This is a genomic window from Methylocaldum sp. GT1BB, assembly GCF_051027545.1.
Taxonomy (GTDB): Bacteria; Pseudomonadota; Gammaproteobacteria; order Methylococcales; family Methylococcaceae; genus Methylocaldum.
This window is the reverse complement of sequence record NZ_CP194902.1, coordinates 2099764-2124736: the sequence shown is the minus strand read 5'-3', so window position 1 is coordinate 2124736 and position 24973 is coordinate 2099764. Positions and strand designations below refer to the sequence as shown.

At 59.1% G+C, this 24973-nt stretch carries 18 protein-coding genes and 1 pseudogene; 8 read left to right on the top strand and 11 right to left on the bottom strand.

Annotation, left to right across the window (positions count from 1 at the left end):
• Nucleotides 1–4: 4 nt before the first annotated feature.
• The 11 genes from flhF to ACR2TX_RS10780 all read right to left on the bottom strand — a co-directional run bounded on the left by flhF (nt 5) and on the right by ACR2TX_RS10780 (nt 11237).
• The gene (gene flhF / locus ACR2TX_RS10830; RefSeq protein WP_434132133.1) at nt 5–1504 is read right to left on the bottom strand and encodes a flagellar biosynthesis protein FlhF; all 1500 of its coding nucleotides are present in this window, start codon (nt 1502–1504) and stop codon (nt 5–7) included.
• 82 nt (nt 1505–1586) lie between these two features.
• Nucleotides 1587–3680, bottom strand: coding sequence for a flagellar biosynthesis protein FlhA (flhA, locus tag ACR2TX_RS10825; protein WP_086135000.1), 2094 nt, complete (start codon nt 3678–3680; stop codon nt 1587–1589).
• Between the two features lie 105 nt (nt 3681–3785).
• The gene (gene flhB / locus ACR2TX_RS10820; protein WP_434111617.1) at nt 3786–4928 is read right to left on the bottom strand and encodes a flagellar biosynthesis protein FlhB; all 1143 of its coding nucleotides are present in this window, start codon (nt 4926–4928) and stop codon (nt 3786–3788) included.
• A gap of 235 nt (nt 4929–5163) precedes the next feature.
• Nucleotides 5164–5934 carry a flagellar biosynthetic protein FliR gene (gene fliR / locus ACR2TX_RS10815; RefSeq protein ID WP_434132131.1) on the bottom strand — a complete coding sequence of 257 codons (771 nt, stop codon included), beginning with the start codon at nt 5932–5934 and terminating at the stop codon, nt 5164–5166.
• 5 nt (nt 5935–5939) lie between these two features.
• Nucleotides 5940–6209, bottom strand: coding sequence for a flagellar biosynthesis protein FliQ (gene fliQ / locus ACR2TX_RS10810; protein WP_077730352.1), 270 nt, complete (start codon nt 6207–6209; stop codon nt 5940–5942).
• 724 nt (nt 6210–6933) lie between these two features.
• On the bottom strand, nt 6934–7662 hold the full coding sequence (gene fliP, locus ACR2TX_RS10805; protein ID WP_077730412.1) for a flagellar type III secretion system pore protein FliP: 729 nt from the start codon (nt 7660–7662) through the stop codon (nt 6934–6936).
• Nucleotides 7663–7697: 35 nt separating this feature from the next.
• Entirely contained in the window at nt 7698–8117 is a 420-nt protein-coding gene (gene fliO, locus ACR2TX_RS10800) for a flagellar biosynthetic protein FliO (protein ID WP_434132129.1), read from the bottom strand.
• Nucleotides 8114–8590: a flagellar motor switch protein FliN gene (fliN, locus tag ACR2TX_RS10795; protein ID WP_086135748.1), complete on the bottom strand. Its 477-nt coding sequence runs from the start codon at nt 8588–8590 to the stop codon at nt 8114–8116. The genes fliO and fliN overlap by 4 nt, the downstream gene beginning before the upstream one ends.
• Nucleotides 8587–9621 carry a flagellar motor switch protein FliM gene (gene fliM / locus ACR2TX_RS10790; protein WP_077730349.1) on the bottom strand — a complete coding sequence of 345 codons (1035 nt, stop codon included), beginning with the start codon at nt 9619–9621 and terminating at the stop codon, nt 8587–8589. The genes fliN and fliM overlap by 4 nt, the downstream gene beginning before the upstream one ends.
• Nucleotides 9622–9623: 2 nt before the next feature.
• Nucleotides 9624–10142, bottom strand: a complete 519-nt coding sequence (locus tag ACR2TX_RS10785) for a flagellar basal body-associated FliL family protein (protein ID WP_434132127.1) — start codon at nt 10140–10142, stop codon at nt 9624–9626.
• Between the two features lie 351 nt (nt 10143–10493).
• Nucleotides 10494–11237: a hypothetical protein gene (locus tag ACR2TX_RS10780; protein ID WP_086135750.1), complete on the bottom strand. Its 744-nt coding sequence runs from the start codon at nt 11235–11237 to the stop codon at nt 10494–10496.
• A gap of 194 nt (nt 11238–11431) precedes the next feature.
• Here ACR2TX_RS10780 and ACR2TX_RS10775 point away from each other — a divergent pair, with 194 nt between their 5' ends.
• From ACR2TX_RS10775 to recD, 8 genes and pseudogenes are all read left to right on the top strand, one after another.
• Nucleotides 11432–12646: an NAD(P)/FAD-dependent oxidoreductase gene (locus ACR2TX_RS10775; protein ID WP_086135751.1), complete on the top strand. Its 1215-nt coding sequence runs from the start codon at nt 11432–11434 to the stop codon at nt 12644–12646.
• A 121-nt stretch (nt 12647–12767) separates the two neighbouring features.
• A complete protein-coding gene (recC, locus tag ACR2TX_RS10770; protein WP_434132124.1) occupies nt 12768–16025 on the top strand; it encodes an exodeoxyribonuclease V subunit gamma in 3258 nt (1085 codons plus the stop codon).
• A 211-nt stretch (nt 16026–16236) separates the two neighbouring features.
• A complete protein-coding gene (locus tag ACR2TX_RS10765) occupies nt 16237–16677 on the top strand; it encodes a hypothetical protein (protein ID WP_434132121.1) in 441 nt (146 codons plus the stop codon).
• Nucleotides 16678–16721: 44 nt separating this feature from the next.
• Nucleotides 16722–17282 carry a hypothetical protein gene (locus ACR2TX_RS10760; RefSeq protein ID WP_434132120.1) on the top strand — a complete coding sequence of 187 codons (561 nt, stop codon included), beginning with the start codon at nt 16722–16724 and terminating at the stop codon, nt 17280–17282.
• A 130-nt stretch (nt 17283–17412) separates the two neighbouring features.
• A pseudogene (locus ACR2TX_RS10755) lies at nt 17413–17659 on the top strand (REP-associated tyrosine transposase); the annotation flags it as partial.
• A 280-nt stretch (nt 17660–17939) separates the two neighbouring features.
• The gene (locus tag ACR2TX_RS10750; RefSeq protein WP_434132118.1) at nt 17940–18935 is read left to right on the top strand and encodes a DUF4892 domain-containing protein; all 996 of its coding nucleotides are present in this window, start codon (nt 17940–17942) and stop codon (nt 18933–18935) included.
• Between the two features lie 383 nt (nt 18936–19318).
• Nucleotides 19319–22984, top strand: a complete 3666-nt coding sequence (gene recB / locus ACR2TX_RS10745; protein WP_434132116.1) for an exodeoxyribonuclease V subunit beta — start codon at nt 19319–19321, stop codon at nt 22982–22984.
• A gap of 114 nt (nt 22985–23098) precedes the next feature.
• The gene (recD, locus tag ACR2TX_RS10740) at nt 23099–24970 is read left to right on the top strand and encodes an exodeoxyribonuclease V subunit alpha (protein WP_434132114.1); all 1872 of its coding nucleotides are present in this window, start codon (nt 23099–23101) and stop codon (nt 24968–24970) included.
• Nucleotides 24971–24973 lie beyond the last annotated feature (3 nt).

The window sequence follows — 24973 nt, the reverse complement described above, 5'->3', positions numbered from 1 at the left end:
AGTATCAAACATTCGCATGGACTATCCAGTCTTCGTAGGTAGGCATCGGAGCGCCGACAGTCTCCGCTTCGGACCTTTCGGCAAAACACCGGTTTAATAATAGATGAGTTCTCGCCACGTGCAGGTCTTCCGGGACCTGCTGTCCGTCGCACACGAAGGACACCGGCAAGCGGTTCTCCACCACCGTGGACACCGCGGCGCCGAGTTGGCCGGTTTCGTCCAGTTTGGTCAGAATGCAGGCTTCCGGGGAAAAGACCTTGAAGGCCTCCACCGCCTCTTGCATCACGCGTAGCTGGCTGGCCGCGGACATGACCAGATAGGATTTGACGGGCATGTCGGCGCGGCTGAACAGTGCAGCTTGCTCGGCCAGGCGCCGGTCGCGCTGCCCTATGCCGGCGGTGTCGATGAGTACCAGGCGCTTATCGTAGAAACTCGACAGCAGCTGACGCAGATCCTCGATACTGGAAGCCGCCCGGACCGGTACGTCGAGGATGCGGCCGTAAGTCCCGAGCTGCTCATGAGCCCCGATGCGGTAGTTGTCGGTGGTGATCAGCGCGATTTGGCGCGGTCCGTGCTTGAGTCTGAACCGGGCCGCCAGCTTGGCAATCGTCGTCGTCTTACCGACGCCCGTAGGCCCGACCAGGGCGACGACGCCGCCGTAATCGAGCAGGTTGTCTTCGGCCAGCGGGATCTGCCGTGCCAAGACATGTTGACTCGCTTGCCACGCGACGTCGGCGTCGGCGACGCCGCCCAAGCGCTCGGCCAGTTCCAGACTGAGTTTCTTGGAGAACCCGAGCGCGCCGAAACGACGCAAGAGATCCAGTCGGGTCGGATTTCGGCCCGCCGCGGCCTGCCATCCGGTTTCACTCAAATGGGCGTCGATCACGCGCCGCATCTGTTTGAGTTCCCGTTGCATTTCCTTCAGCGCGTCGGCATCGACGCTCGGTTTGGCAGGAGCCGGCTGGGAAACGACGGCTTCGACAGAAGATTCTCGCTCGGGCCGGGAAGCCGGCTTTCCGGCAGCGGGTTCGACCGCAGGACCGCCCTGTTCGCTCCGCCCTGATATGGCATGGGTATCTACACAAGCTCCAAGATTGTCATTCCGGCAGAGAGTACTCGCCCCTTCCCTGCCGGGGTGACGATTTGTGCGAATATCTTTGCCCGATACGGAAGGAGCCGGCTTGCGAAGGCTCGTCGCTGCCGAACCGGCTCCCAGTGCGGCCGAGCTCTTTCCAAGAGCCTCGCGAAAGGCGTCCTCGGCGCGCCGCCGGGTATCCGTTTCGGCTTTCGCGACCGGTTCGGCGTCGCCCGTCTCCGATTCGCCGCGCGACTCCGATTTCGCACGATCCAATAACAGCTGCTCGTCGAAGTCCCGAGCCGCGACGATCTCCACCCCGCCATCCACTTTGCGGTTGGACAAAATCACGGCGTCCGGCCCCTGCTCTTCGCGGACCATGCGGATCGCTTGACGAATATCGGGTGCGAAATATCGTTTGATCTTCATGCCTATGTCCTAGTCTTTCGGAAGCTGTCCCCAAAACTTTGCTAACGACTCCGGCAAGTGCAGCGGGACTGTGCGCGGCGGCTCAGCCGCGCTGGCCGATGCTGGCCACCACCCTGACTTGCCGGTCTTCCGGGATCTCGTTGTAAGCCAAAACATTGAGCCCGGGGATGGAATGGCGCACGAAGCGCGCCAACCAGGGCCGCACCGGCGAGGACACCAGCAGAATGGCGGGATGTCCTTCCATTTCCAGCTTCTGCGTCTTCTCATCCAAGGATTTGTGGAGCTGCTCCGCCAAGCCCGGTTCGATGCCGGCGCCCTCGTGTCCGGCCGTTTGCAGTATTTTTTGCAACAACTGTTCCAGGTCCGGATCCAGGGTCAGAACCGGGATTTCCTTCTCCATGCCACTGATTTTCTGGACGATTAGCCGTCCGAGTGCGGCACGCACCACCGCCGTCAAAACGCCGGGATCTTGGCTTCTGCCGCCGAACTCCGCCAAAGTTTCGGCGATGGTCCGCATATCGCGAATCGGCACGTTCTCCTGAAGAAGGTTTTGCAGCACCTTGACGATGACGCTGAGAGGCAGGGTTTTCGGCGTGAGATCCTCGACCAGCCGCGGCATCGATTTGGCGAGCAGGTCGAGTAACTGCTGCGTCTCCTGATGTCCGAGCAGCTGGTGGGCGTGGGACTGCAACAAATGGCTGAGATGGGTGACCACCACGGTACCGGGATCGACCACGGTATAACCGAGCGTCTGGGCGTGGTCGCGCTGATCCGGTTCTATCCAGACGGCCTCCAGTCCGAAAGCCGGGTCCTTGCCCTCGACGCCCTTCAGCGTTCCGTAAACCCGCCCCGGATTGATGGCCATCAGGCGATCCGGAAACACTTCTGCCTCCCCGACGGTGACGCCGAGCAGGCTGATGCGGTAGGCGTTGGGAGTCAGGTCCAGGTTGTCCCGGATGTGCACCGAGGGGATCAGGAATCCGAGATCCTGGGACAGCTTCTTGCGCACGCCCTTAATCTTCGACATGAGCTGCCCGCCCTGATTCTTGTCGACCAGAGGGATGAGCCGATAGCCCACTTCCAGCCCGATGAGATCGACCGGCACGACATCGTCCCAGCCGAGCTCTTTCACTTCGGGCGCGGCGGCCGAGGGCCTGGCCGCGACGCGCGCTTCCGCCAATTCGCGCTCGCGCCGCTGACGCTTGGAAATGGAATAGGACGACGCGCCCATGGCGCCGGCCAGGAGCAAAAAGGCAAGATTCGGCATGCCGGGAATCAGGCCCAAGAGTCCGACCACGCCGGCGGAAAGCGCAAGAGGCCTCGGATCGGCAAAAAATTGAGCGCTGAACTGGGCGCCGATGTTCTCGTTGCTGCTGGACACACGGGTCACGATCATGGCCGACCCGACCGACAGCAACAGCGAGGGGATCTGAGCCACCAATCCGTCGCCGATGGTCAGCAGCGTGTAATTGTGCAGGGCTTCGGAAAACGCCAGATCGTGCTGCAGCATGCCGACGATCAGCCCGCCGACCACGTTGATGAGCAAGATGAGGATGCCGGCTATGGCATCGCCCCGGACGAACTTGCTGGCACCGTCCATCGATCCGTAGAAGTCCGCCTCGCGCGAGACCTCCTGGCGTCTCGTCCGGGCTTCATCCTGATTGATAAGACCGGCATTGAGATCGGCATCGATCGCCATCTGCTTGCCGGGCATCGCATCCAGGGTGAACCGCGCGCTGACTTCCGACACGCGCCCGGCGCCCTTGGTAACGACCACGAAATTGATGATGACCAGAATGATGAACACCACCAGACCCACGGCGTAGTTGCCGCCGATCACGAATTCGCCGAATGCCTCGATCACCTTGCCGGCCGCGTCGGGACCCTTATGCCCTTCCAGCAGGACCACGCGGGTCGAGGCCACGTTGAGGCTCAGTCGGAGGAGCGTGGCGACCAGCAGGACCGACGGAAACACGGCGAAATCCAGCGGGCGCAGCGTATAAATCGTCACCAGCAGGATCAGCAGCGAAAACGCGATGTTGAAGGTGAACAGCAGATCGAGAATGAACGGCGGCAGCGGCAGCACCATCATCATCATCATGAGAAGAATGACGAGAGGAGCCCCCAAGCCGAGTTTGCCGGCGACTTTGATTCGTTCCAAAACTGTTGCGGCCATGACGAAACCCGTGCGTAACCTTCAGTGACAGCGACAGCAATCACGTTTCGTGCCGACCGGCCGCAGAGCCGGACCCTCCGAAAAAAAATACAGGCAGTATGCGGCTTACGCGTCGGCAGCCTTGCGCAAGAATTCTTCCGGGATCTTGAATTCGGTCGGCGGCGTCGGAATGTCGCCGCCGAAAACCCGGGCCGCCTTGAGTTGATAGACGTAAGCCAAAACCTGGGCAACCGCGAAATAGAGACCGGCGGGAATTTCGCGGTCGAGATCGGTGGACGCATAGAGCGCGCGGGCGAGCGGCGGCGCGGACAGGAGCGGCACACCGGCACCCACGGCCAAATTCCGGATTTGGGCCGCCACCAGGTCCGCGCCCTTGGCGACGACTTTGGGCGCTTTCATGCCGGACTGGTCGTATCTCAGGGCCACTGCGTAATGGGTCGGGTTGGTCACGATGACATCGGCCTTCGGCACCTCGTCCATCATTCGGCGCCGCGCCAGCTCCATCTGTAAGCTGCGAATCCGGCTTTTGACTTCCGGTTTGCCTTCGACTTCGCGCATTTCGTCCTTGACTTCCTGGCGCGTCATTTTCAGCTGGCGCTTGTGGTTCCAGAGCTGAAAGGGCACGTCCACGATCGCGATCAGCCCCAGCGAAGCGCATAGCCACAAAATAAACGTCATGACGAGGCGCGCGGTTTGATTCGCCGCCGGAAGCAAAGCCTCGCGACCGAGACCGACGAGATCGTCGAAATAAGCCGTCAGCAGTCCGGCGGTCACAAAACCGATCAAGAGAAATTTCAGAACCGACTTCACGACTTCCGCGAGGGCCTGAACCGAGACCATGCGAGCCAGGCCCTTCATGGGATTGAGCTTTTCCGGCTTGGGCATCAGGTTCTCGCCGCTGAAATTCCAGCCGCCCAGCGCCATGGGAGCGGCCAGGGCAGCCAGAACGGCAAGACCGAGGATCGGGAGCAGAACCTGGCCCGCGGCCAGCAAGTCTCGGCCGAGATGGGCAAGCGGCGCCGCAGGATCGAAAAGGTCGCGGCGACTCAGACGAAAGTCTCCCTCCATGATTTGCCACAGGCTTTGCGCCATGCCGCCGCCAAAGACGAATATCGCTACCGAACCGGTCAGCAGAAGAACAAGAGTGTTCAATTCGCGGGAACGCGGAATCTGACCTTTTTTCCGAGCATCGCTCAGGCGTTTACTGGTAGGGTCCTCTGTTCGTTCCTGATCGGATTCCTCGGCCATGACACCTTATTTCAAATCGCTTTCAATTACGGAATTAACTTTTGTAAGGGTGGGTTATTCCAAATCGCTTTCAACAGGAATTCATTTTTGTAGGATGGGTAGAGCGAAGCGAAACCCATCGATGGTGGGTTAGTCCGCGAGGCCGTAACCCACCGAGCGACCTCGGATCGGTGGGTTACGCTGCGCTAACCCACCCTACGATTAATGCCCATTCGAATACCGAATCGAATTAGTCCTACTGCAGAATCGCAGTCATCACTTGATACCCGTCATCGAGAAAGCCGGAAAAGAGGCTTAAAACGTCCGGCAGGCTGATGCCGATCAGAAACAGTCCCAACCCCAAGCTGACCGGGAATCCGACCGAGAAAATATTGAGCTGGGGCGCCGCACGGCTGGCTACGCCGAACCCCAGATTAACCAACAGCAAGGCCGTTACCAGCGGCAAGGAAAACAGAACTCCCGCAGCAAACAAGCGGCTCGCCCAGAGCGCCAGCCGCCGCATTCCGTCGGCACTCAAACCTTCGAACCCGACCGGCAGCATTTGAAAGCTGTCGACCAGCAGCCGGATCAGTATCAGATGTCCGTCCATGGCCAGGAACAGCAGCGTCGCCAAGATTTGGTAAAACTGGGCGATGACCGGAACCTGCACGCCGGTCTGCGGATCGACCATGGACGCAAAACCCAGTCCCATGCTGTAGGCGACGCTCTGCCCGCCGAAAACGACGGCTTCGAAAACCAGGTGCAGAACGAGACCGATTGCGAGACCAATCAGGAATTGCTGAACGGCGATCCAGAAACCGGACAAGCTGAATAGTTCCGCATCGGGCATGACCGGCAACATCGGCGAGATCAGCCAGGTGACGGACGCCGCCAGCATGACGCGGACACGGACCGGCACCATATGGCCGGTAAAGATCGGTATCGCAAGAAACAGCGCGCTAACGCGCAAGAAAGGCCATGCGATGCCGGCGACCAGAGTCAGGAGCTGGCTTTCGCTGAACTGCACAGACTTCAACCGATCAGGCTGGGTATGCTGCGAATCAACGACCGGGTGTAATCGATCAGCAGTTGCAGCATCCAGGGTCCGGCCAGCATCAGCACGATGGCCATGGCGATGAGCTTGGGCACGAACGTAAGGGTCATCTCGTTGATCTGGGTGGCGGCCTGGAACAGGGCGATCACGAGTCCGACGGCAAGGGCCACCAGCAGCATGGGCGCGCTGATCTGCATGGTGACGGTCATGGCTTGCTGGCCCAGGGCGGCAATGGTTTCGGGTGTCATTTACTGTTCGTAATGAAAGTCAAACCAAATCGTCACCCCGGCAAGGAATGCCGGGGTCCAGGTTACAGGGACGTAGACGCCTCGCCATCCTTGGCCTCTGGATTCATGCCGCACAGTCCCTGTGCGGCACCCTACGGGCGCTTCGCGTGCAAATCGGCAATCCTCTGCCGATTTGTCATGCCGGGCCATCCTGTGCGGCACCCTACGGGCGCTTCGCGTGCAAATCGGCAATCCTGCCGATTTGTCATGCCGGGCCATCCTGCCCGGCACCCTCCGAGCGGCTCTCGCCGTGCAAACCGGCTGTCCTGCCGGTTTGTCATACCGGGCCATCCTGCCCGGCACCCTCCGAGCGGCTCTCGCCGTGCAAATCGGCAATCCTGCCGGTTTGCACGGCACAAATTTGCCTGGAGCAAATTTGGACGTGCGGAGCACGGTCCGAAGGACGAGCCCCAGGGAAGGGGCGAGCAATCCGTGCCGGAATGACGGGTAATCCCGGCATCTCTTCCCTATAGCATTTTCTGATTCGGTGTAAGGGAGCCCCATAGGTAGGTCGGCAATCCCTTGCCGACGTACTGGCTCGGCAAAGGGCTTTGTCGGAAGGGCAGCTCTGGCGCTCCCAGAGATGCCGTTTGCGATTGGGAAGGGATTGCCGACCTACGTTCTTCCCACCCCACACGAAGCCGTACACCGGGATGAAAAACGCTCTAATACCTGCTGTAAAGACCTACTCGACGAAAAAACTCGCCGCGAGCGTCTCGACCACCAGCGCCCAACCGTCCACCAGGACGAACAGCAAAAGCTTGAAGGGAAGCGAAACGATCATGGGCGACAGCATCATCATGCCCATCGACATCAGTATGGTGGCCACCACCAGATCGATGATCAGAAACGGCAGGAACAAAAGAAATCCCATTTGAAAAGCCGTCTTCAGCTCGCTGGTCATGAAGGCCGGCACCAGCAAGGAAAATGGCGTCGCCTCGGGACTGGCGATGTCCTGCTTGCCGGATATGCGCGCGAAAAGCTCCAAATCGGTTTCCCGCGTCTGCTTGAGCATGAACTGGCGGAACGGAACCGCGGCTCGTTCGAGGGCCGCGCCCGGCGCCAGCTGTTCTTTCATATAAGGCTGCAGGGCCTGTTCGTTCACCTGCTCGAACACCGGCAGCATGGTAAACAGGGTCAGAAACAGCGAAATGCCGAGCAGTACCTGATTGTTGGGCGTCTGACCGGCGCCTAGTGCCTGCCGCAAGATCGCCAGGACGATCATGATGCGGGTAAACGAGGTCATGCTGAGCAACAGCGAGGGCAGCACGGTCAGCGCCGTCATCAGCGCCAGAACCTGTATCGTGACCGTGTAGGTCTGGCTGCCCTGGCCGTTGGCGGCCACGGTGAAAGCCTCGATGCCGGGAGCGCCTTGCGCCGAGGGAATCGACAACGCAAATAGAGCCGCGATCATCCCGAGAAACGTCAGAGCGAAGTACGGCCGACGGTTCATGATCGCCGCCCCGTCAACTCGTGCAAGCGTTCGGCGAACGAGGCCCCGGCCGACGGCATTCCGCTCTCGACCGGGATGATTTCCGAATTTTCCAGGATGCACAGGGTCTCGACCCGTCCTGGCGCTACCCCCAGCACCAGTTGTTTCCCACCTGCCTGCAACAACACGACCCGCTCCCGAGATCCCAGCGAAACCGCGGCCAACACGCGAAAGCTTCCCGGCGCGAGCCGGGAAAAGCTGCCGAATCGCCGCAGCAGCCAGGCCAGAGTGAAAATGACCGCCAATACCGCCAGCAATCCGGTCAGACTCTTCGCCATATCCACCGAAGGCAAGGCCTTGGGTACGGCGGAAGCGGCGTCGGCCAGCAGAACCGGCGACATCAGCGACGAAACCACCGCAAAGACATGGGCCTTCATTTCAGCTTTCTCACCCGCTCCGCGGGACTGATGACATCGGTGAGACGAATACCGAACTTGTCGTTCACCACCACCACTTCGCCGTGAGCGATCAGCGTGCCGTTCACCAGCACATCCATGGGTTCGCCCGCCAGCCGGTCCAACTCGACGACCGAGCCCTGGGTCAGCTGCAACAAATTGCGGATGTTGATCTTAGTGCGCCCTATCTCCATCGCGATGGTCACCGGAACGTCCAGCAGCACGTCCAGGTTGATGTCCTCGATTTTTGCCACGTCGGCCGCCGGCGGAGATCTCCCGAGATCTTCGAAGGTCGCGGGTTCGGGTTTCGGAGCCGCCGGCTGGCGGGGAGGCTCCGCCATTTTTTTGGCAGCCTCTTGCTGCTCCAGCAGGGCGGCGGCCCAATCGTCGGCTAGATCTTCGGATTCGTCGCCCCCGTCAGCGCCTTCGATCGATTCTTCCAATTCGTCGCTCATGCTCGTTCAACTCCGCTTCCCAATACCCCGATTAAGCGTTCTTTATCCCCGCTTGCGCGGCTGATCTTCTCCAGAATCTGCACTGCGTAATTGCCCCGCGAGATCCCGACCTTGCCGCGAAATACGGGGATGTCGTCGACGACGACCGTAATGGTCTCCGGCATTTCGATCGGAATCACGTCGCCGGCTCTCAACCGCAACATGTCCTCCAACGACAAGGTCTTTTCGACCAAGGTGCTGTGCATCTCGATTTCGGCATCCAGGATTTCCGCTTGCAGAGCCGTGCGCCAACGGTCGTCCGAATCATCGCTTCTATCCCCCTGAATACCGGCATCCAGAAGTTCCCTGATCGGCTCGATCATGGAATACGGCAGGGTAATGTGCAGATCGCCTCCCCCGCCTTCCACTTCGATATGTATGGTGGAGACCACGACGACCTCGGCGGGACTCACGATGTTGGCGAACTGCGGGTTCACTTCCGAACCCAGATACTCGAACTCGATCGGCATGACCGGCGCCCAGGCTTCTTTCATGTCCTTGAAAATCAGCTCGAGCAGCATCTGAATGACCCGCATCTCGGTCGGCGTGAACTCGCGTCCCTCGATCTTGTTGTAGAACTGACCGCTGCCGCCGAAAAAATTGTCCACGACGGTGAACACCAGGGTCGGCTCCATGACCATCAAACCACGCCCACGCAAGGGGTTGAGCCGGATGACGTTCAGATTGGTCGGAACGAACAGGCTGTGCACGTATTCCGAGAACTTCAGGACCTGAACGCCCAATACCGAAATCTCCGCGGAGCGCCGCAGCAAATTGAACAGACTGATGCGGAAATGACGGACGAAGCGGTCGTTGATCATCTCCAGAGTGGGCATCCGCCCGCGCACGATGCGGTCCTGACTGGTGAAGTCGTAGGTCCGTACCTCGCCGCTTCGAAAATCGATCTCCGATTCGGTTCCGATATCTCCGTCGTCGACGCCGTGCAGAAGCGCGTCGATTTCTTCCTGAGTCAAAAGATCATGAACGGCCATGGCTATTGCATGATGAATCCGGTGAAAAAAACCTCTTCGGCGCCTTCCTTGTGGCCCGTTTGCTTAGAAACTACCGCGTTGATTTCCTCGAGCAGCTTGCCCCTGAGCGCCTCTTTGCCTTCGGCCGTCTTGAGCCCCGCCGGCTCCTGGCCGCTCAGCAGCAAAAGCACGTTGTTGCGGATCATCGGCGAATGCTTTTTCACCGCGTCGATCACGGCTTGATTTTTCGAAGCGACGCTAAGGCCAACCTGGAGCAGGCGGGCATCCGGATTGCTCTTGAAATTGACCACGAAAGCCGGGTCGATAGCGAAATAGATCATCGGCAGCGTGAGCGCCCCGCCGTCACGGGATTCCGCAGCCGCCTCATTCTCGTTCTGCTTCGGTGGGAAGATCCCCCAAAAATAAAGCGCTGCGAACACGGCAAGGAGCGTTCCCAGCATCGCTCCGAGAACGATAAAAATAACGCTCTTGGATGACTTCTTCTTTTCTTCGCCTAAATCCAGTTTGTCTTGTTGCGCCATCGCGGTTTTCCAAAGTTTTCTGCTGCCTTCAGCAACAATGATGCCCACAAAAAAAGCTTAGCACCGACAAGGCATTAGCAAGCCCTGAACGCTTTTCGTCGCACTACGGCAAGACAAAAGCCAGCAAGGCGCCAAAATTCGGACGCTTGGAAACGAAAGGAGACTGATGGCTGAATGCTCCAAGAGCGAGATCAACGCCGGCAGCACTACGGCCGATACGCGGAGAGAGCAACTGCGGCAAGGGAACGGGTATTCAGATACAGAGCCAGAAAAGGGGGGATCGGCATAATCTGTATCAGCCGGCTAAGCCGATCCCTTAGGCATTATGAAATCGAGATTAGTAATCCATGCTTAATTGGCAAGCGTTCCGGTAATACTCGTGAATACATTTTGGCCGGTACAGGCATTGATCGTACCCTTTACAGTAAGGGTGCCGCCTGTAACGCCACTGAACATTCCAGTATTTCCGGGAGCGGTAATTGGCCCCACCGTGAGCACGGGCGCCTTGACATACATGATTTCCGTGACCGCCCATTTACAAGGATATGCTACCGGAGAAAAGCTGACAGGCGTATCGCCATCGGTGCTCAACCGCGACAGTTCCGAACCCGACGAATCGGTACACGTGATGACATGGCGAAGATGGCCGGGCACCACGAGAGGCTGTCCTGTCGGAAGCATGACGGGCGCTCCGGAGCCGTCCGTAAAAACCTGTAGATCGTATCCTTTCCCCAAGACGGCGCATACCAACGTAGTCTTGTTATCTACTTTTACGGCCATTTCTCCGAGCTGGGTATCTCCCTCGTAATTCGGCGCTATCGCCGGCCAATCGATATCGTCATTTCCCAAATCGTCGTAATGAATCGAGGCTTCCATAACCGTTTGAGTGCGCCCTACTCCCGATTTGATCACGATATCCGCAGAAGCAGAGGCCGAAAAGATCATCCCGGTAGCGACGCAAACGGTAATTACAGACGGTTTCTTAAACATTATTGTTTCCTTGTAATTGATGAACAAACTAAAGCGCGACTGAACTCCCAAAGCGTGTTGTTCCTCCGCTACATGAAGATAGCAGGTTAAATTGGCCTCAGCCATTACAAAGACTTACCTAATCCGGGCGGGGCGACGTTCGCGCAGGCCGACAGCCGGTCCAAAACCGGAATACATTGTCAAAGGACCTCCATGCAAGGCAGAATTGGGCGGACAAGCCAAATCATTGAGAATGAATCTGAAAATAAGAAATCTCGATTAATAAATTCTAAAACTCATCCACCCAAGAGGAAGACCCCATGGATAGCAAGATTCATCATCGTGTCGTAGTGATCGGCGGCGGCGCCGCCGGGCTCGGCATCGCCGCCCGTCTGCTGCATGCCGGGATAACGGATGTCGCCATCATCGAGCCGTCCGAGAAGCATTATTACCAGCCCTTCTGGACGTTCGTCGGAGGCGGCGTCGTCACTCGCGAGCAGTCGGTCAAACCGATGGCCGAGTTGATCCCCAAAGGCGCCACCTGGATACGCGATGCCGCCGCGGAGTTCGATCCCGCCAACAATTCGCTGAAAACCGAGGGCGGCAAGGAAATCGGCTACGACTACCTGGTCGTCTGTCCGGGGCTACAGATCGACTGGGACAAGATCCCGGGCGTAAAGGAAGCGGTAGGCAAGGACGGGGTGTGCAGCAATTACAGCTACGACACCGTGAACACCACCTGGGAAAACATCCGGAACTTCAAGGGCGGCAACGCCGTGTTCACTTTTCCGCCGCCGCCCATCAAATGCGCCGGCGCACCGCAGAAAATCATGTATTTGGCGGAGGATTATTTCCGCAAGCACGGCCTGCGTGACAAATCCCGCGTCGTCTACTACTGCGCCACGCCCACCATCTTCAGCGCGCCCAAATACGCCGCCAGCCTGATGGAACAGGTGGTGAAACCGCGCAATATCGAAGTTCATTTCAAGCACAATCTGGTGGAACTGCGCCCGGCGTCGAAAGAGGCCGTGTTCAAGAATCTCGATACCGGAGAGAGCGTCGTTCAGCCCTACGACATGATCCACGTGGTTCCGCCCATGAGCGCTCCCGACTTCCTCAAGAAAAGTCCGCTCGGGAACGAAGGCGGGTGGGTGGACGTAAATAAGGACACCTTGCAGCACGTCCGCTACCCCAACGTGTTCAGCCTGGGCGATGCCAGCAGCCTGCCCACGTCCAAGACGGCGGCGGCAGTCCGGGCGCAAAGCCCGATCCTGACCGCGAATCTCCTGTCGGTCATGAATGGTGGACAGCCGGTAGCCAAATACGACGGCTATACTTCGTGCCCGCTGATCACCGGTTACGGCAAGCTGATCCTGGCCGAATTCGACTACGACCTGAAGCCCAAGGAAACCTTTCCTTTCGACCAGGGCAAGGAGCGCTACAGCATGTATCTGTTGAAGCGTTACATCATCCCGGTGATTTACTGGCAAGGTCTGGTCAAGGGTTATCAATGGCCTCACTTGGGCAAGGCGTAAACCCACCGCAGCGGTAAGCCGTACACGACAGGAAAAGGCCCGTTCGACGAGGCTTCGAACGGGCCTTTTTTCTGCCATGCGAAGTGTTGATCGAGCGACTACAAGAACGAAGCGACTGCCCGTGCTCCACCTCAACCAATCCGACAAGCTGGAATTCCTCGCCGAACTCTTGACGGCGGACAGCACACCGCCGACCTCCCCTTTCGAACCGGAAATCGTCATCGTTCAAAGCCTTGGCATGGGACGCTGGCTGTCCCTGCGCCTTGCGGACAATCTCGGCATCTGCGCCAACGTCCGTTTTCTGCTGCCGGCCTCGTTCATCTGGGACCTGCTTCGGCAATTCCTCGGCGAACTCCCGAGGCGTTCGGCATTCTCTTCCGAGGTACTCACCTTCCGCATCTTCGACTGGCTGGGGAGAACCGCAAATCTGGAGCGAACTCCGCGCCTGTCCGGGTATCTCCAAAACGGAGACGAACTCCGCCGGTTCCAACTCGCTAAGCGGATCGCCGATCTGTTCGATCAATATCTGATGTACCGGGCCGACTGGATAGCCGCCTGGGAACGCGGCGAAACGCTCGCCTTGGACGGCGACGAGGACTGGCAAGCCCTATTGTGGCGCGACCTGAGCATGGGGGAAGCTGCGCCCCATCGCGCCCGTTTCATGAACGAACTGCTGACGGCGCTCGAATCCGACTCGGCGGCCGATCGGCTTCCGCGGCGCATCGCCATCTTCGGCGTTTCCTCGCTGCCGCCGGCCTTTCTGGACGTGCTGAATGCGCTCGCCAGGCATACCGAGATCAATCTATACGCGCTCAATCCCTGCCGCGAATACTGGGGCGAAATCCGGGATGAACGGGAAATCGGCCGCGTGGCCGGAGAACGCTCGCCGGAAGATCTGTACCTGGAAGTGGGGCATCCCTTGCTGGCATCGCTAGGGAAACAAGGCCGCGAATTTTTCGATTCCGTGGCCGAGCATTCCGAGCTGCACAGCTTGTTTCGGGCGGAACCGCCGCGCGATTCGCTGCTGCACATACTCCAGGCCGACATCCTGGAACTGATCGACCGCCGCAGTGCCGGGCGCTTGGCCCTACGGCCGGATGACCGCTCGCTGCAAGTCCATGCCTGCCACAGTCCGATGCGCGAAGTCGAAGTCCTGCGCGATCAGCTTCTGGCACTGTTCGACGCCTATCCTGAATTGAAACCGAGCGACGTGGCCGTGCTGACGCCGGACATCGAGCAATACACGCCTTACATCGAAGCGGTATTCGCCGAAAGCCACGATGCGCCGCAAATCCCCTTCAGCATCGCCGACCGCGGTTTGACCCACGAACAGCCGCTCCTGGAGACTTTTCTCTCGCTGCTCGATTTGCCGGAGAGCCGATTCGCGGCGGACACGACGCTCGGCTTTTTGGAGCAACCCGCCATACAGCGCCGTTTCCGGCTATGCGAAGACGATCTCCCCGTGATCCACCACTGGGCGCGGGCGGTCGGCACCCGCTGGGGACGGGACGGGACCCACAAGACCGAATACCGGCTGCCGGACATTCCGCGCCACACCTGGCGCGACGGCCTGAAGCGCCTGATGCTGGGCTATGCCCTGCCGCAGGAACTGGCGGGCGACGGCTTTCCGCTGTTCGCCGAAACCCTGCCTTACGACGACATCGAAGGCAGCCGGGTCTTGATCCTGGAGCGGTTCGCGGAATTTCTGGAAACCCTGTTCGAATGGGCGGACCGGTTCAAGGCGAAGCAGCCGGTGACGGAGTGGATCGAACGATTGAACGCGTTCATCGATCGGCTGTTCGATCCGCGGGACGAGGACGAAACGCTGCTGCTCCAGCTGCGCGGCACCCTCGATCTGCTGCGGGAACTCTCGGAACAAGCCGGCTTCCGCGAGCCGGTCGGGATACGGGTGATCAAGCGCTGGCTCGCCGACCGCCTGTGTCAGCCATCGAGCGCCGGCGGCTTTTTGACCGGCGCGGTCACCTTCTGCGCGATGGTGCCGATGCGCAGCCTGCCGTTCAAGGTCATCGCCGTGCTCGGCCTGAACCACGACAGCTTTCCGCGTCAGCGCCATCCCCCCGATTTCGACCTGATGGCAAAGCATCCCCGCCGCGGCGACCGCTCCCGCCGGCTGGACGACCGCTATCTCTTTCTGGAAACGCTGCTGTCGGCGCGCGGGGTGCTTTATCTGAGCTATGTGGGCCGCAGCGTTCGCGATAATACCGAGTTGCCGCCCTCCCCGCTGGTGTCCGAGCTCATCGACGTCGCGAAACAAAGCTGCGAGCTGGCCGAAGGCGACATCGAGTCCCATCTCGTTACCCAGCACCCGCTGCAACCGTTCGATCCCGGCTATTTCAAGGACGATCCCCGGTTGCCGGGCTTTTCGTCGACCTGGCTTGCCGCGGCCCGACTGATCGGCCGGGGCGACAAGGAACCCGCGCCCTTATTTTCCGGCCCGCTGTCTGAGCCCGAAGAGGAATGGCGCATCGTCGATCCGGAAAGCCTTGCTTATTTCTTCAGCAACCCCGCCCGTTATCTTCTGCGGCGGCGGCTGAACCTGGTTCTGGAAGACACTGCGGCAGAATTCGAAGTGCGCGAACCTTTTGCGCTCGATTACCGAACGAGAAACCAGGTCCGCCAGAACCTGCTGAATGCCTTGGCGCAGGACCGAAAACCGCAGAGCGCGCTGCTGCTCGCCGACGCCCAGGGCCTTTTGCCCCACGGCCGCTTCGGCGAAGCGCTGCACGGCCAGGAGCAACGGCTGGTCGAAAGTTTCGCCGTCAAACTGCTCCCGGACCTCGTCAAACCGCGCTTCGAACCTCTGCCGGTGGATTTTGAAGCGAACGGCCTGCGCCTCATCGGCTCCCTCGCCGAAGTCGGCGCTAGCGGCCTGACCGACTACAGCTTCGAAGAGCCGAGCCCCCGTCAGCTCTTCGACCTCTGGCTCCGGCACCTGATGCTTTGCCTGATCGCCCCGGAAAACGTGACGCCGCAATCCATCCTGCACACACCCAAGCAAACCCTCACATTCGAAGCGGTCGCCGATCCCGAAAACGAACTCGCAAAACTGCTCAGCGCCTACTGGCAGGGTCTATCCGCCCCGCTGCCCTTCTTCCCCAAATCGAGTTATGCCTACGCCCGCTGCATGCACGACCCGCCGGCCAGACTTGGCGGCGATTCGGAGGCTATCCGGTTCAACGCCCTGAGACAGGCGCAGAGTATTTGGGAGGGTTCGGAATTCCAGTCCGGCGAAAGCGTGAATTCCTATTACCAGACGGTTTACCGGGGCAGCGATCCGTTGGATGAAAGATTCGAGGTATTGGCTGTCGAGCTTATGAGCCCGATGTTGGCGGCGATGACGAAAGAGGCATCTCGATGATTGTGCCTGGAGATCGTAGCCTGGGTTGAGGAACGAAACCCGGTGATTGAGGCATGGAAACGCTGGGTTTGCGCAAGGCTCCAATCCAGCCTATGGGCTAGACATCAAAATTGACGTAAAGCAACACATTAACTATTTTCGTATTCCGGATTCGACTTCGTTTTTGAGGTTGACTTTTAGTTGGGGAAAAAAGATTAAAGGATAATCATTTATGCCAGATATTGCAGTAATAAGTGGCATTTTATCCAGCATCAAAACGGCAAGTGACATAGCGAAGCTTATCAAAGATGCTGGTATTACCTTAGATGAGGCTGAACAAAAACTAAAGCTAGCTACTCTAGTTGACTCCCTTGTTGAAGCACGAACCCAGCTAGCTAAAGTAAGAGAAGAAATAGTTAGGAAGAATGAGATTATTTTCAAATTAGAAAAAGAGCTCGAATATGCAAATAAATTCGATGAACTGCTATTAACCCTCACCTTTAATTCACCATTTTATATTAGTAACGAAAATCAAGAACTATATTGTCCCAAGTGCATAGAAGGCGATAGAAAAGCCATACATTTAGTAAAAACTGCAAATTTAGAAATGCGAAGGCGAGTTTGGGCTTGCCCCCAATGTAAAACTAATTTTACTGATATGAGAGATAAATAATGCATAACAAAAGCTGCAGCTGACCAAATTCCACGGCGCTTTTTGTGTTTAAACAGCACAAAAAATCACGGCTCCATCAAGCAGCCGAGCATGGCGTTAGGCTATCAAACGCAGAATCTACCACAATGAGAAGTACCTCCGAGCGCCTTCAGACTGCGCAAAACAAGTATAACGAGTTTGCCGAAAACGTTGTCTATCCCTTGATTGGTTTAAGCGATTCAGAAGAAGAATTGGGATTTTCTGAAATCGCAAAGCGGATAGAAGACGTTAATTTACGACAGCAATATCGTGAACTTGCTATTGAATTACTTGACGCCAACATTGAGCACTATCAGGCCGATGCTATATCTATTGTTGTTCCCAACCGGAACAATACTTTAGTTATAGTTTCAACTCTGGCAATCGCGGCATTGGCACTGCATTTCCGTGACGCCGTCATGGCACTTATCTCTGCGGCACTATGGTACTGGTTCGCCGCCGAAACCTCTCGTCGAAGCTATGAGCAGAAAGTCCGGCAAGCAAAAGAGCACAATAAAAATATTGCGGAATGGGCAGATATGGTGCATGGATGGAGGAAGGAGCGTGATGAGTTGCTGTATCTATAGCCTAACATTCACATCCAGCCCGCGTATTGCGCCGCCATGGAGCGATGATTGGAAAACCCATCGTGAGTCCTATACTTCCTCGGCCTGCTATTGTTCTTCCAGGTTATTGCTCTTCGGAAGATGAATTCCGATGGCCGACTATCGACGTTATCGCGTACCTGGTGGTACCTATTTTTTTTCACGGTCCACCCGCTCGAACGTTACCCGAAAATTGGCTCGTCCGGCACATCGACCGAATCCGAACTGTGGTGCGGGAGGTTCGGGCCAAGTGGCCATTCCATATCGACGCCTGGGCCGTCTTGCCGGATCACCTGCACAGCGTATGGACGCTGCCACGCGGCGATGACGATTTCATCAATCGGTGGCGGTTGATCAAACAAGGGCCGTAGAATGCGGTGAGAAACGAACCGCCCTTCGACTAGGCTCAGGACAGGCATCGACCGCGAACGATGCGCCTCCTATCGTCGGCACATCCTACGAACTGCCGCTGAACAATCAGTCACCGCACAAATGATCTAATCTTGTTTTCAACCGGACGAGGACGGCGCCGACCAAGGCTTGGATTTCATGCTGGTGGCGGCCATTTTTGCCGGCGGATGCGCTGGAAACTCGGATAATTACAAATGCCCGATCGGGCGGAAAAATCGAGGTGAACTCATGAGATTGCCATTGGGGATTTCGTTTTTGTTTTTGGCGGTTCCGGCCCTCTTTGCCGGGACGGTGCAAGCCGAGAAAACCGATTTGGCCGGTTCCGCCGACCATGCCCTGGTCGGACGTTACGAGGGGTCGGTTGTCACGTTTTACGAAACGAAAGCCTACGAAGAATTGAAGCTGCCGTTCAAACCGCTGGAGCGTGGCCAAAAAGACAAGCCCGAGGCATGGCAGATCGGCGTGTCCGGGAAGCTCACCTCGATTCGATATGAAGGCCCCGCGGATCGCTCGATCCTGGAGGTCATGCGCAATTACGAGGCGGCATTGAGCTCGAAGGGATTCACGATTCGTTTCTTCTGCAAGGGCGCGAAGGAATGTTCGCCCGGCGGATCGGTCCCAACCTTCTGGGAGGCCGGGAACGGCCAGACCGGCATGCCGACGACCTGGGATACCACCGTCTATTTGCTGGCTGAGCGGGATGCGCCGGAAGGCCGGGTTACCGTCGGGATGCTCGGGGTCGAGACCAAGGCGACCAAATCCCGGCCTCTGACGCCGCATGTTGCCGTGACGGTCGTCGAATCGAAGCCGATGGAGGCCGACAAGATCGCGCTGGTCAAGGCCAGCGAAATGCAGCAGGCGCTGGAGCGCGACGGCCGGATCGCGATCTACGGCATCTACTTCGATTTCGACAAGGCGGAGATCAAGCCGGAATCGGAACCGCAAATCGCGCAATTGGCGGCGCTTCTGAAAGAAAACCCTAAGTTAAAGGTCCTCATCGTCGGACACACGGACGGCAAGGGCACGTTCGACTACAATCTCTCGCTTTCCCAGAAACGAGCCCAGGCCGTGGCAGACACTCTGGTGTCGGCCCATGGCATCGCTCGCGACCGCCTGACACCCGCGGGCGCCGGCATGATAGCGCCTGTCGCTTCGAATAAGACGGAAGAAGGACGTGCGAAAAACCGGCGCGTCGAGATCGTCGAACACTACTCCGGCGGATAAAGGCAAATACTACCCTCCTTCCACACGGCGTCAGCTTTCCCGGTCGTCTTGGGGACACCAAGACGACCCTTCTAATCGCAAACGGTTGCTTTAGAGCGTTTTCATCTCGCTCGTCCGGCAAAACAGGCTTGGCGGAAGTCGTTGGCGCCTTCGGCTCGGGTGAATGGATTCAAGCACTCGTAGGTCGGCAATCCTTTGCCGACGAAGACGCTCGGCCGAGACGTGGTGTCGGGAAAGGATTCCCGACCTACTCGCGAATGCCCGTACAGTCGGTATGAAAATGCTCTAGCCGCAATCTTTCTCGTCGTTGCCGGAGAAGTGCTTCGTGGCGTAGGATGCGGCTCGTTCCTCACCGCGCTCTACGGCATTAAACGAAATCGCCCATGCTCCCTTCCAGCCAGCTATCCACCGACCATACCCCAGAGTTCGACATCTACGACGCCGAGCTCGCCGGGCTGAATCTGGTCGAAGCCAGCGCCGGGACGGGCAAGACCTGGACGATTTCGGGGCTTTACGTTCGGCTGATTCTGGAGCTTGGCCTCAGCGTCGATCAGATCCTGGTGGTGACGTACACCAAGGCGGCGACCGCCGAGCTTCAGGATCGTATCCGCAGGCGGTTGAGGGAGGTCCTTTCCGCCTTCGAAACCGGCGAAAGCGACGACGATTTCTGCCGCCGCATCCTCGAACTGTACGGCGACCGGACCGAGATCGCCAGGCGCCTTCTCGGCTATGCGATCAGCGGGTTCGACGAGGCCGCGGTCTACACCATCCACGGATTCTGCCAGCGCCTCTTGAACGAAAGCGCGTTCGAGTCGGGAGCGGATTTCGATTGCGAGCTGATGCCGGACGAAACCGATTTGCTGCGGGAAATCGTCGACGATTTCTGGCGGCGGGAGGTCTATCTCGCCTCCGCAGCTTGGGCCGATTATCTGGCCCAAACAAATCAATCGCCCGATGTCTGGCTGAGCGAAATTCAGCCCCATGTAGGCAAGCCGTTCCTGAAAATCGCCGGGCCCGTCGAACCGGCTGACGAGGAGGACGACATCGCGCGGTTCGGGCAGGCGGTACTCGGAGCGGCGGAAGTCTGGCATGCCGAAAGGACTGCCATCGAGGCGCTGCTGCTGGATTATCCGAATTTCAACCGAACCCGCGTCAAACCCGAAAGCTTGCGGAACTGGCTAGCCGAAACGGCCGAATTTTTCGGCCGATGGCCGGCATCGGAACAGACTCCGCAGCCGGTCGTTTTACCCGAAGTCCCGCCCTTGCTCGATCTGCCGGAAGGTCTTCAACGTCTGACGCCCGAAGCCCTTGCCTCTGCCGTCAAGAAAGCTTGCGAGCCACCGCGGCATCCTTTTTTTCAACGTTGCCGGTCCGTGGTCGAGGCGGACGAGGCCCTGCGCCTAAATTTCGAAGCCCGGCTTCAATGCCTCAAGCGGCGCCTGATCGAGTTCTGCGACGCCGAACTGGACCAGCGCAAGAGCGCGCTGCAAGTCGTCTGCTACAACGACCTGCTGAACCGACTGGCCAGCGCGCTGGATTCGGAACACGGCGAACGCCTGGCGGAAACCGTCAGCCGCCGCTACCGGGCCGCCCTGATTGACGAATTCCAGGACACCGACCCGATCCAATACCGCATCTTCCGCCGCATCTACGGAGACGGCGGCTCGCCGGTGTTCTTCGTCGGCGATCCCAAGCAGGCGATCTACGGGTTTCGCGGCGCGGACATCTTCAGCTACCTCGAAGCGCGGAGCAACGAAGGCATCACCCGCCGCACGCTGAAGACCAATCAGCGCTCCGAGCGCGATCTCATCGCCGCGGTCAATGCGTTGTTCGTCGGCCATCCGAAGCCGTTCCTGCTCGACGAGATCCCCTACCCTGAGGTAAGGCCCGCCGCGCGGCTGCGTGCCGTTCTGGATATCGAAGGCGACGGCGAGGAGCCGTTCCGCTTCCTTTTGCTGCCGCCGGAGCAAGACGACAAAGGAAAGGAAAAACCCTATTCGAAAGGCGCGGCAAGCCGATTGACCGCCTTGGCGACCGCCTTCGAAATCGCCCGGCTGCTCAACGCCGCAAGCGAGGGCAAGGCGCGCCTGGGCGAGCGAAACCTCAACGGGGGCGACATCGCCGTACTGGTCTCCACCCACGTCCAGGCACGCTTGATCGAGGACGCGCTGTTGGCCTGCGGCGTGCCCAGCGTGCGGCAGGGGCAGGAGAACGTGTTCTCGACTCCCGAAGCGGCGGAACTCGAACGGATCTTGCAGGCGGTCGCCCAGCCCGGGCGGGAGCCGCTGATCAAGGCCGCGCTGGCGACGGAACTCATGAATCATACTGCCAACGCGATATTGGAACTGCAAAAGGACGAGAATGCTTGGGAAGCGATCTTCGACCGCTTCCAGACCTATCATCACGTCTGGCTGAGCGAAGGCTTCATGCCGATGTTCCGCCGCTGGTTCGAAGACGCGCGCATCACCGATCATTTGCCGCAATTCCGAGACGGCGAGCGGCGGCTGACCAATCTCCTGCACTTGGCCGAACTGCTGCAGGTAGAGAGCCGCAAAAAATCGTGTATCGATACGCTGCTGGGCTGGTTCGGCCGCGCCATCCGGAGCCCCTCCAAGAACGACGAAACCGCCCTGCTACGCCTGGAAAGCGACGCCAAGCGCGTGAAGATCGTGACCATACACACCAGCAAGGGGCTCGAATACCCGATCGTATTCTGTCCGTTTCTCTGGGACGGACGGCTGCGGCAGCGAAAGGCTCAGTCGGTGCTTCTGCACGCCGACGGCGAATCGGTACTGGACCTCGGCTCGGCGAAGCTGGAGGAAAACCGCCGTCAGGCCGTTCAGGAAGAAATGTCGGAAAATCTGCGTCTTCTTTACGTGGCGCTCACGCGCGCCGTTTACCGCTGCTATGTCGTCTGGGGCAATGTCCGGAACGGGCGGGACAAAAGCGAAGGCTTTCACTCGACCGCCATGGCCTGGCTGCTGCACGGCGGCTCGACGGCGCCGGAGGACGATCCGCTGGCGGCATTGGAGACAAGACTGCTGGAAGCTGATACCGGGTTTATCGCCGCCGACATCCGCGGCCTCGCGAAACGGGCGCCCGGCTGCGTTAGCCTAGGCTCCGTCGAAACCCGTCCGGTCCGCTACCGCGGCTCGGAACGGGAGGACGATTCAACCCTGGCCGTTCGCCCCTTCCGGCGTCCGCCGCTTTACCCGAACTGGCGCATGAGCAGCTTTTCGGCCTTGACCACCGGGCGGCACAGCGAAGCGCCGGATTACGACGTTCTGCCGGAATCCGAGTTACCGGAAGCGCCGGGCGATTCGATATTCGCCTTTCCGCGTGGCGCTCGGGCCGGATCTTGCCTGCACGCGATTCTGGAGGAGTGGGATTTTGCCTGCCGGGATTCCGAACGGCTAGCCGAACTCGTCCGCCGCAAATTGAAAGCTCACGGCATCGGAGATGGCTGGACGCCGACCGTACGGCAGACCATCGAAACCGCCCTCGAAACACCGCTCGACGACAGCGGGCTCAAGCTGTCCGATGTGCCGGAAGAAAAGCGCCTGGTCGAAATGGAATTCACTTATGCGTTGCGGGGGGGCGATTCCGAAGCTTTGCGGAAACTTCTCGCCGATCCGCGATTTCAACGCGACCGCCGCTATGCCGAAGCCGCCCGGCTGCTCGACTTCAAGCATATCGAAGGCTATATGAAAGGCTTTATCGATCTGGTGTTTGAAGCGTCCGGCCGCTATTACCTGCTCGACTGGAAATCCAACTGGCTCGGCAACACCCAGGCCGATTACGCTCCGGACCGCCTCGCCGCCGCCATGGCGCGCGAGCATTATTATCTCCAGTTCCTCATCTACACCGTCGCCCTGCACCGATATCTCAAGCAAAGGCTGCCGAGCTACGACTATGAAACCCATTTTGGCGGAGCGTATTACCTATTTCTGAGGGGTATTGGGCCGCAGAGAAAAACCGGAATCTTTTGGGACAGGCCGACTGAGGCATTGATCGAGGCTTTGGACAGCCTCTTGATGGGGACGTCGTAGCGCAAAACTGCGGCTCGACAACACCCCCGTCTAGTCGCTTGGCCAACGCCGATACTGTTCATAAAGAAAAATACGGCGAAAATAGGCCATCTCCCCATTTCGAATAATAAGGTCATGAACTCCGAAGCCCGCGCTGCCTCGTTGCGTTCTTCCGCACGTTCCTTACCGGCCGCACCGGCCTCGGCCGCCCAGAAACTCTTGAAGCTTTCGACGCTCGGAAAGCAGTTCGCCACTTACTTGGGCCGGCTCGACGGCAATCCCGACGAAGCGGTCATCTGGGCGGCACAGCTGGCTTACCAGGCCGTCGCGGAAGGTCATATCTGTATTCGTCTGTGCGACTATGCCGGCTCCGAGGTAGCCCCCGACGACGGCGAGGGCATCGTTACGCTGCCCGGTCTCGCCGATTGGCTGGCGCTGCTCCGAAAGTCCAAGCTGGTCGGGGCTCCCGGCAGCTTCGCGCCGCTCATCCTCGACGCGGACAACCGCCTCTATCTGACGCGTTACTGGCATTACGAGAAGACATTGGCGGACAACTTGATATCTCTCGCAGAGAGCCCATGCCCGGAAATCGATTTGGCCGAGCTTCGCGCCGAACTGGACCGGCTTTTCGCGCACAACACCGAGGTGCCCGATCGGCAGAAGCTGGCTGCGGCCGTGGCGACGTTGCGGCGGTTCTGCGTCATCTCCGGAGGCCCCGGAACGGGAAAGACCTCTACCGTGGTTCGCATACTCGCCGCACTCCAATCCCAGGCCGGAGAAAAGCCGCTGCGCATCACGCTGAGCGCGCCCACCGGCAAAGCGGCGGCGCGGCTTCAGGAATCCATACGCGAACAGAAAGCGAAACTGCCGGTGCCGCAAGCCGTACTCGACGCTCTCCCCGAAACCGCCTCCACGTTGCATCGGCTGCTGGGCGCCAAGCCCGACTCCGTTTACTTTCGCCATAACCGGAAAAATCCGCTGCCGCTGGACGTATTGGTGGTGGATGAGGCATCGATGATCGACCTGGCGCTGATGGCCAAGCTGATCGACGCCTTGCCGAAAGGCGCGCGGCTGATTTTGCTGGGGGACAAGGATCAATTGGCGTCGGTGGAACCCGGCGCGGTGTTCGGCGATCTGTGCGAATCGTCCGGCTACAGCCCGGCATTTTGCGATCAACTTTACGCAGCCTCGGGTGTCAAGATTCCGTCGGGCGATCTGTTCACACCGGCCCTGTCCGATTGTATCGCGCTCCTCACCCACAGCCATCGCTTCGGGTCGGAGAGCGGCATCGGCCAATTGGCGCGAATGATCAATGCCGGGCGCGCGAAAGAAGCGGTCGCGTTGCTCGCCGGCGGCCGCCACCCCGAGATTCATTGGGAGCGGACACGGGTCGGCGGAGTGGATTTGGTCCGAAGGATGGAAGGCGGCTATCGAGCTTTCTTCGAAGCCGTCGACTCGGGCGACGAAGCAAAGGACGTTCTGCGCCTTTTCGGCCGTTTTCGGGTACTGACCGCTCATCGGGAAGGCGATAGCGGAGCGGCGGGCATAAACCGCAGGTTCGAGGAACAACTTTACGTGCAACGGCGATTGCGCCGGGGAAGCCGATGGTATCCCGGTCGTCCGGTGATCGTGACCCGCAACGATTACGACCTCCGGCTGTTCAACGGCGATATCGGCATCGCGCTGGAAACCGGCGCAGGACTTCGGGTCTTTTTCGAGGATGCGGACGGCCACATCCGGGGATTTTCGCCGACACGCCTTCCCGAACACGAAACCGTGTACGCCATGACCGTTCACAAAAGCCAGGGTTCCGAATTCGACGAGATCGTGCTGGCGCTACCGGACCTTGAAAGCCCGGTACTGGACCGCCCGTTGATTTACACGGCCGTTACCCGAGCGCGGCATCGAGCGGAAATACACGGCTCGCAGAAAATTCTGGAAGACGCCATCAAGCGCGTTCCCGGGCGATCCTCCGGACTTCGCGAGCGGCTTTGGACCTGTATTTAGCCC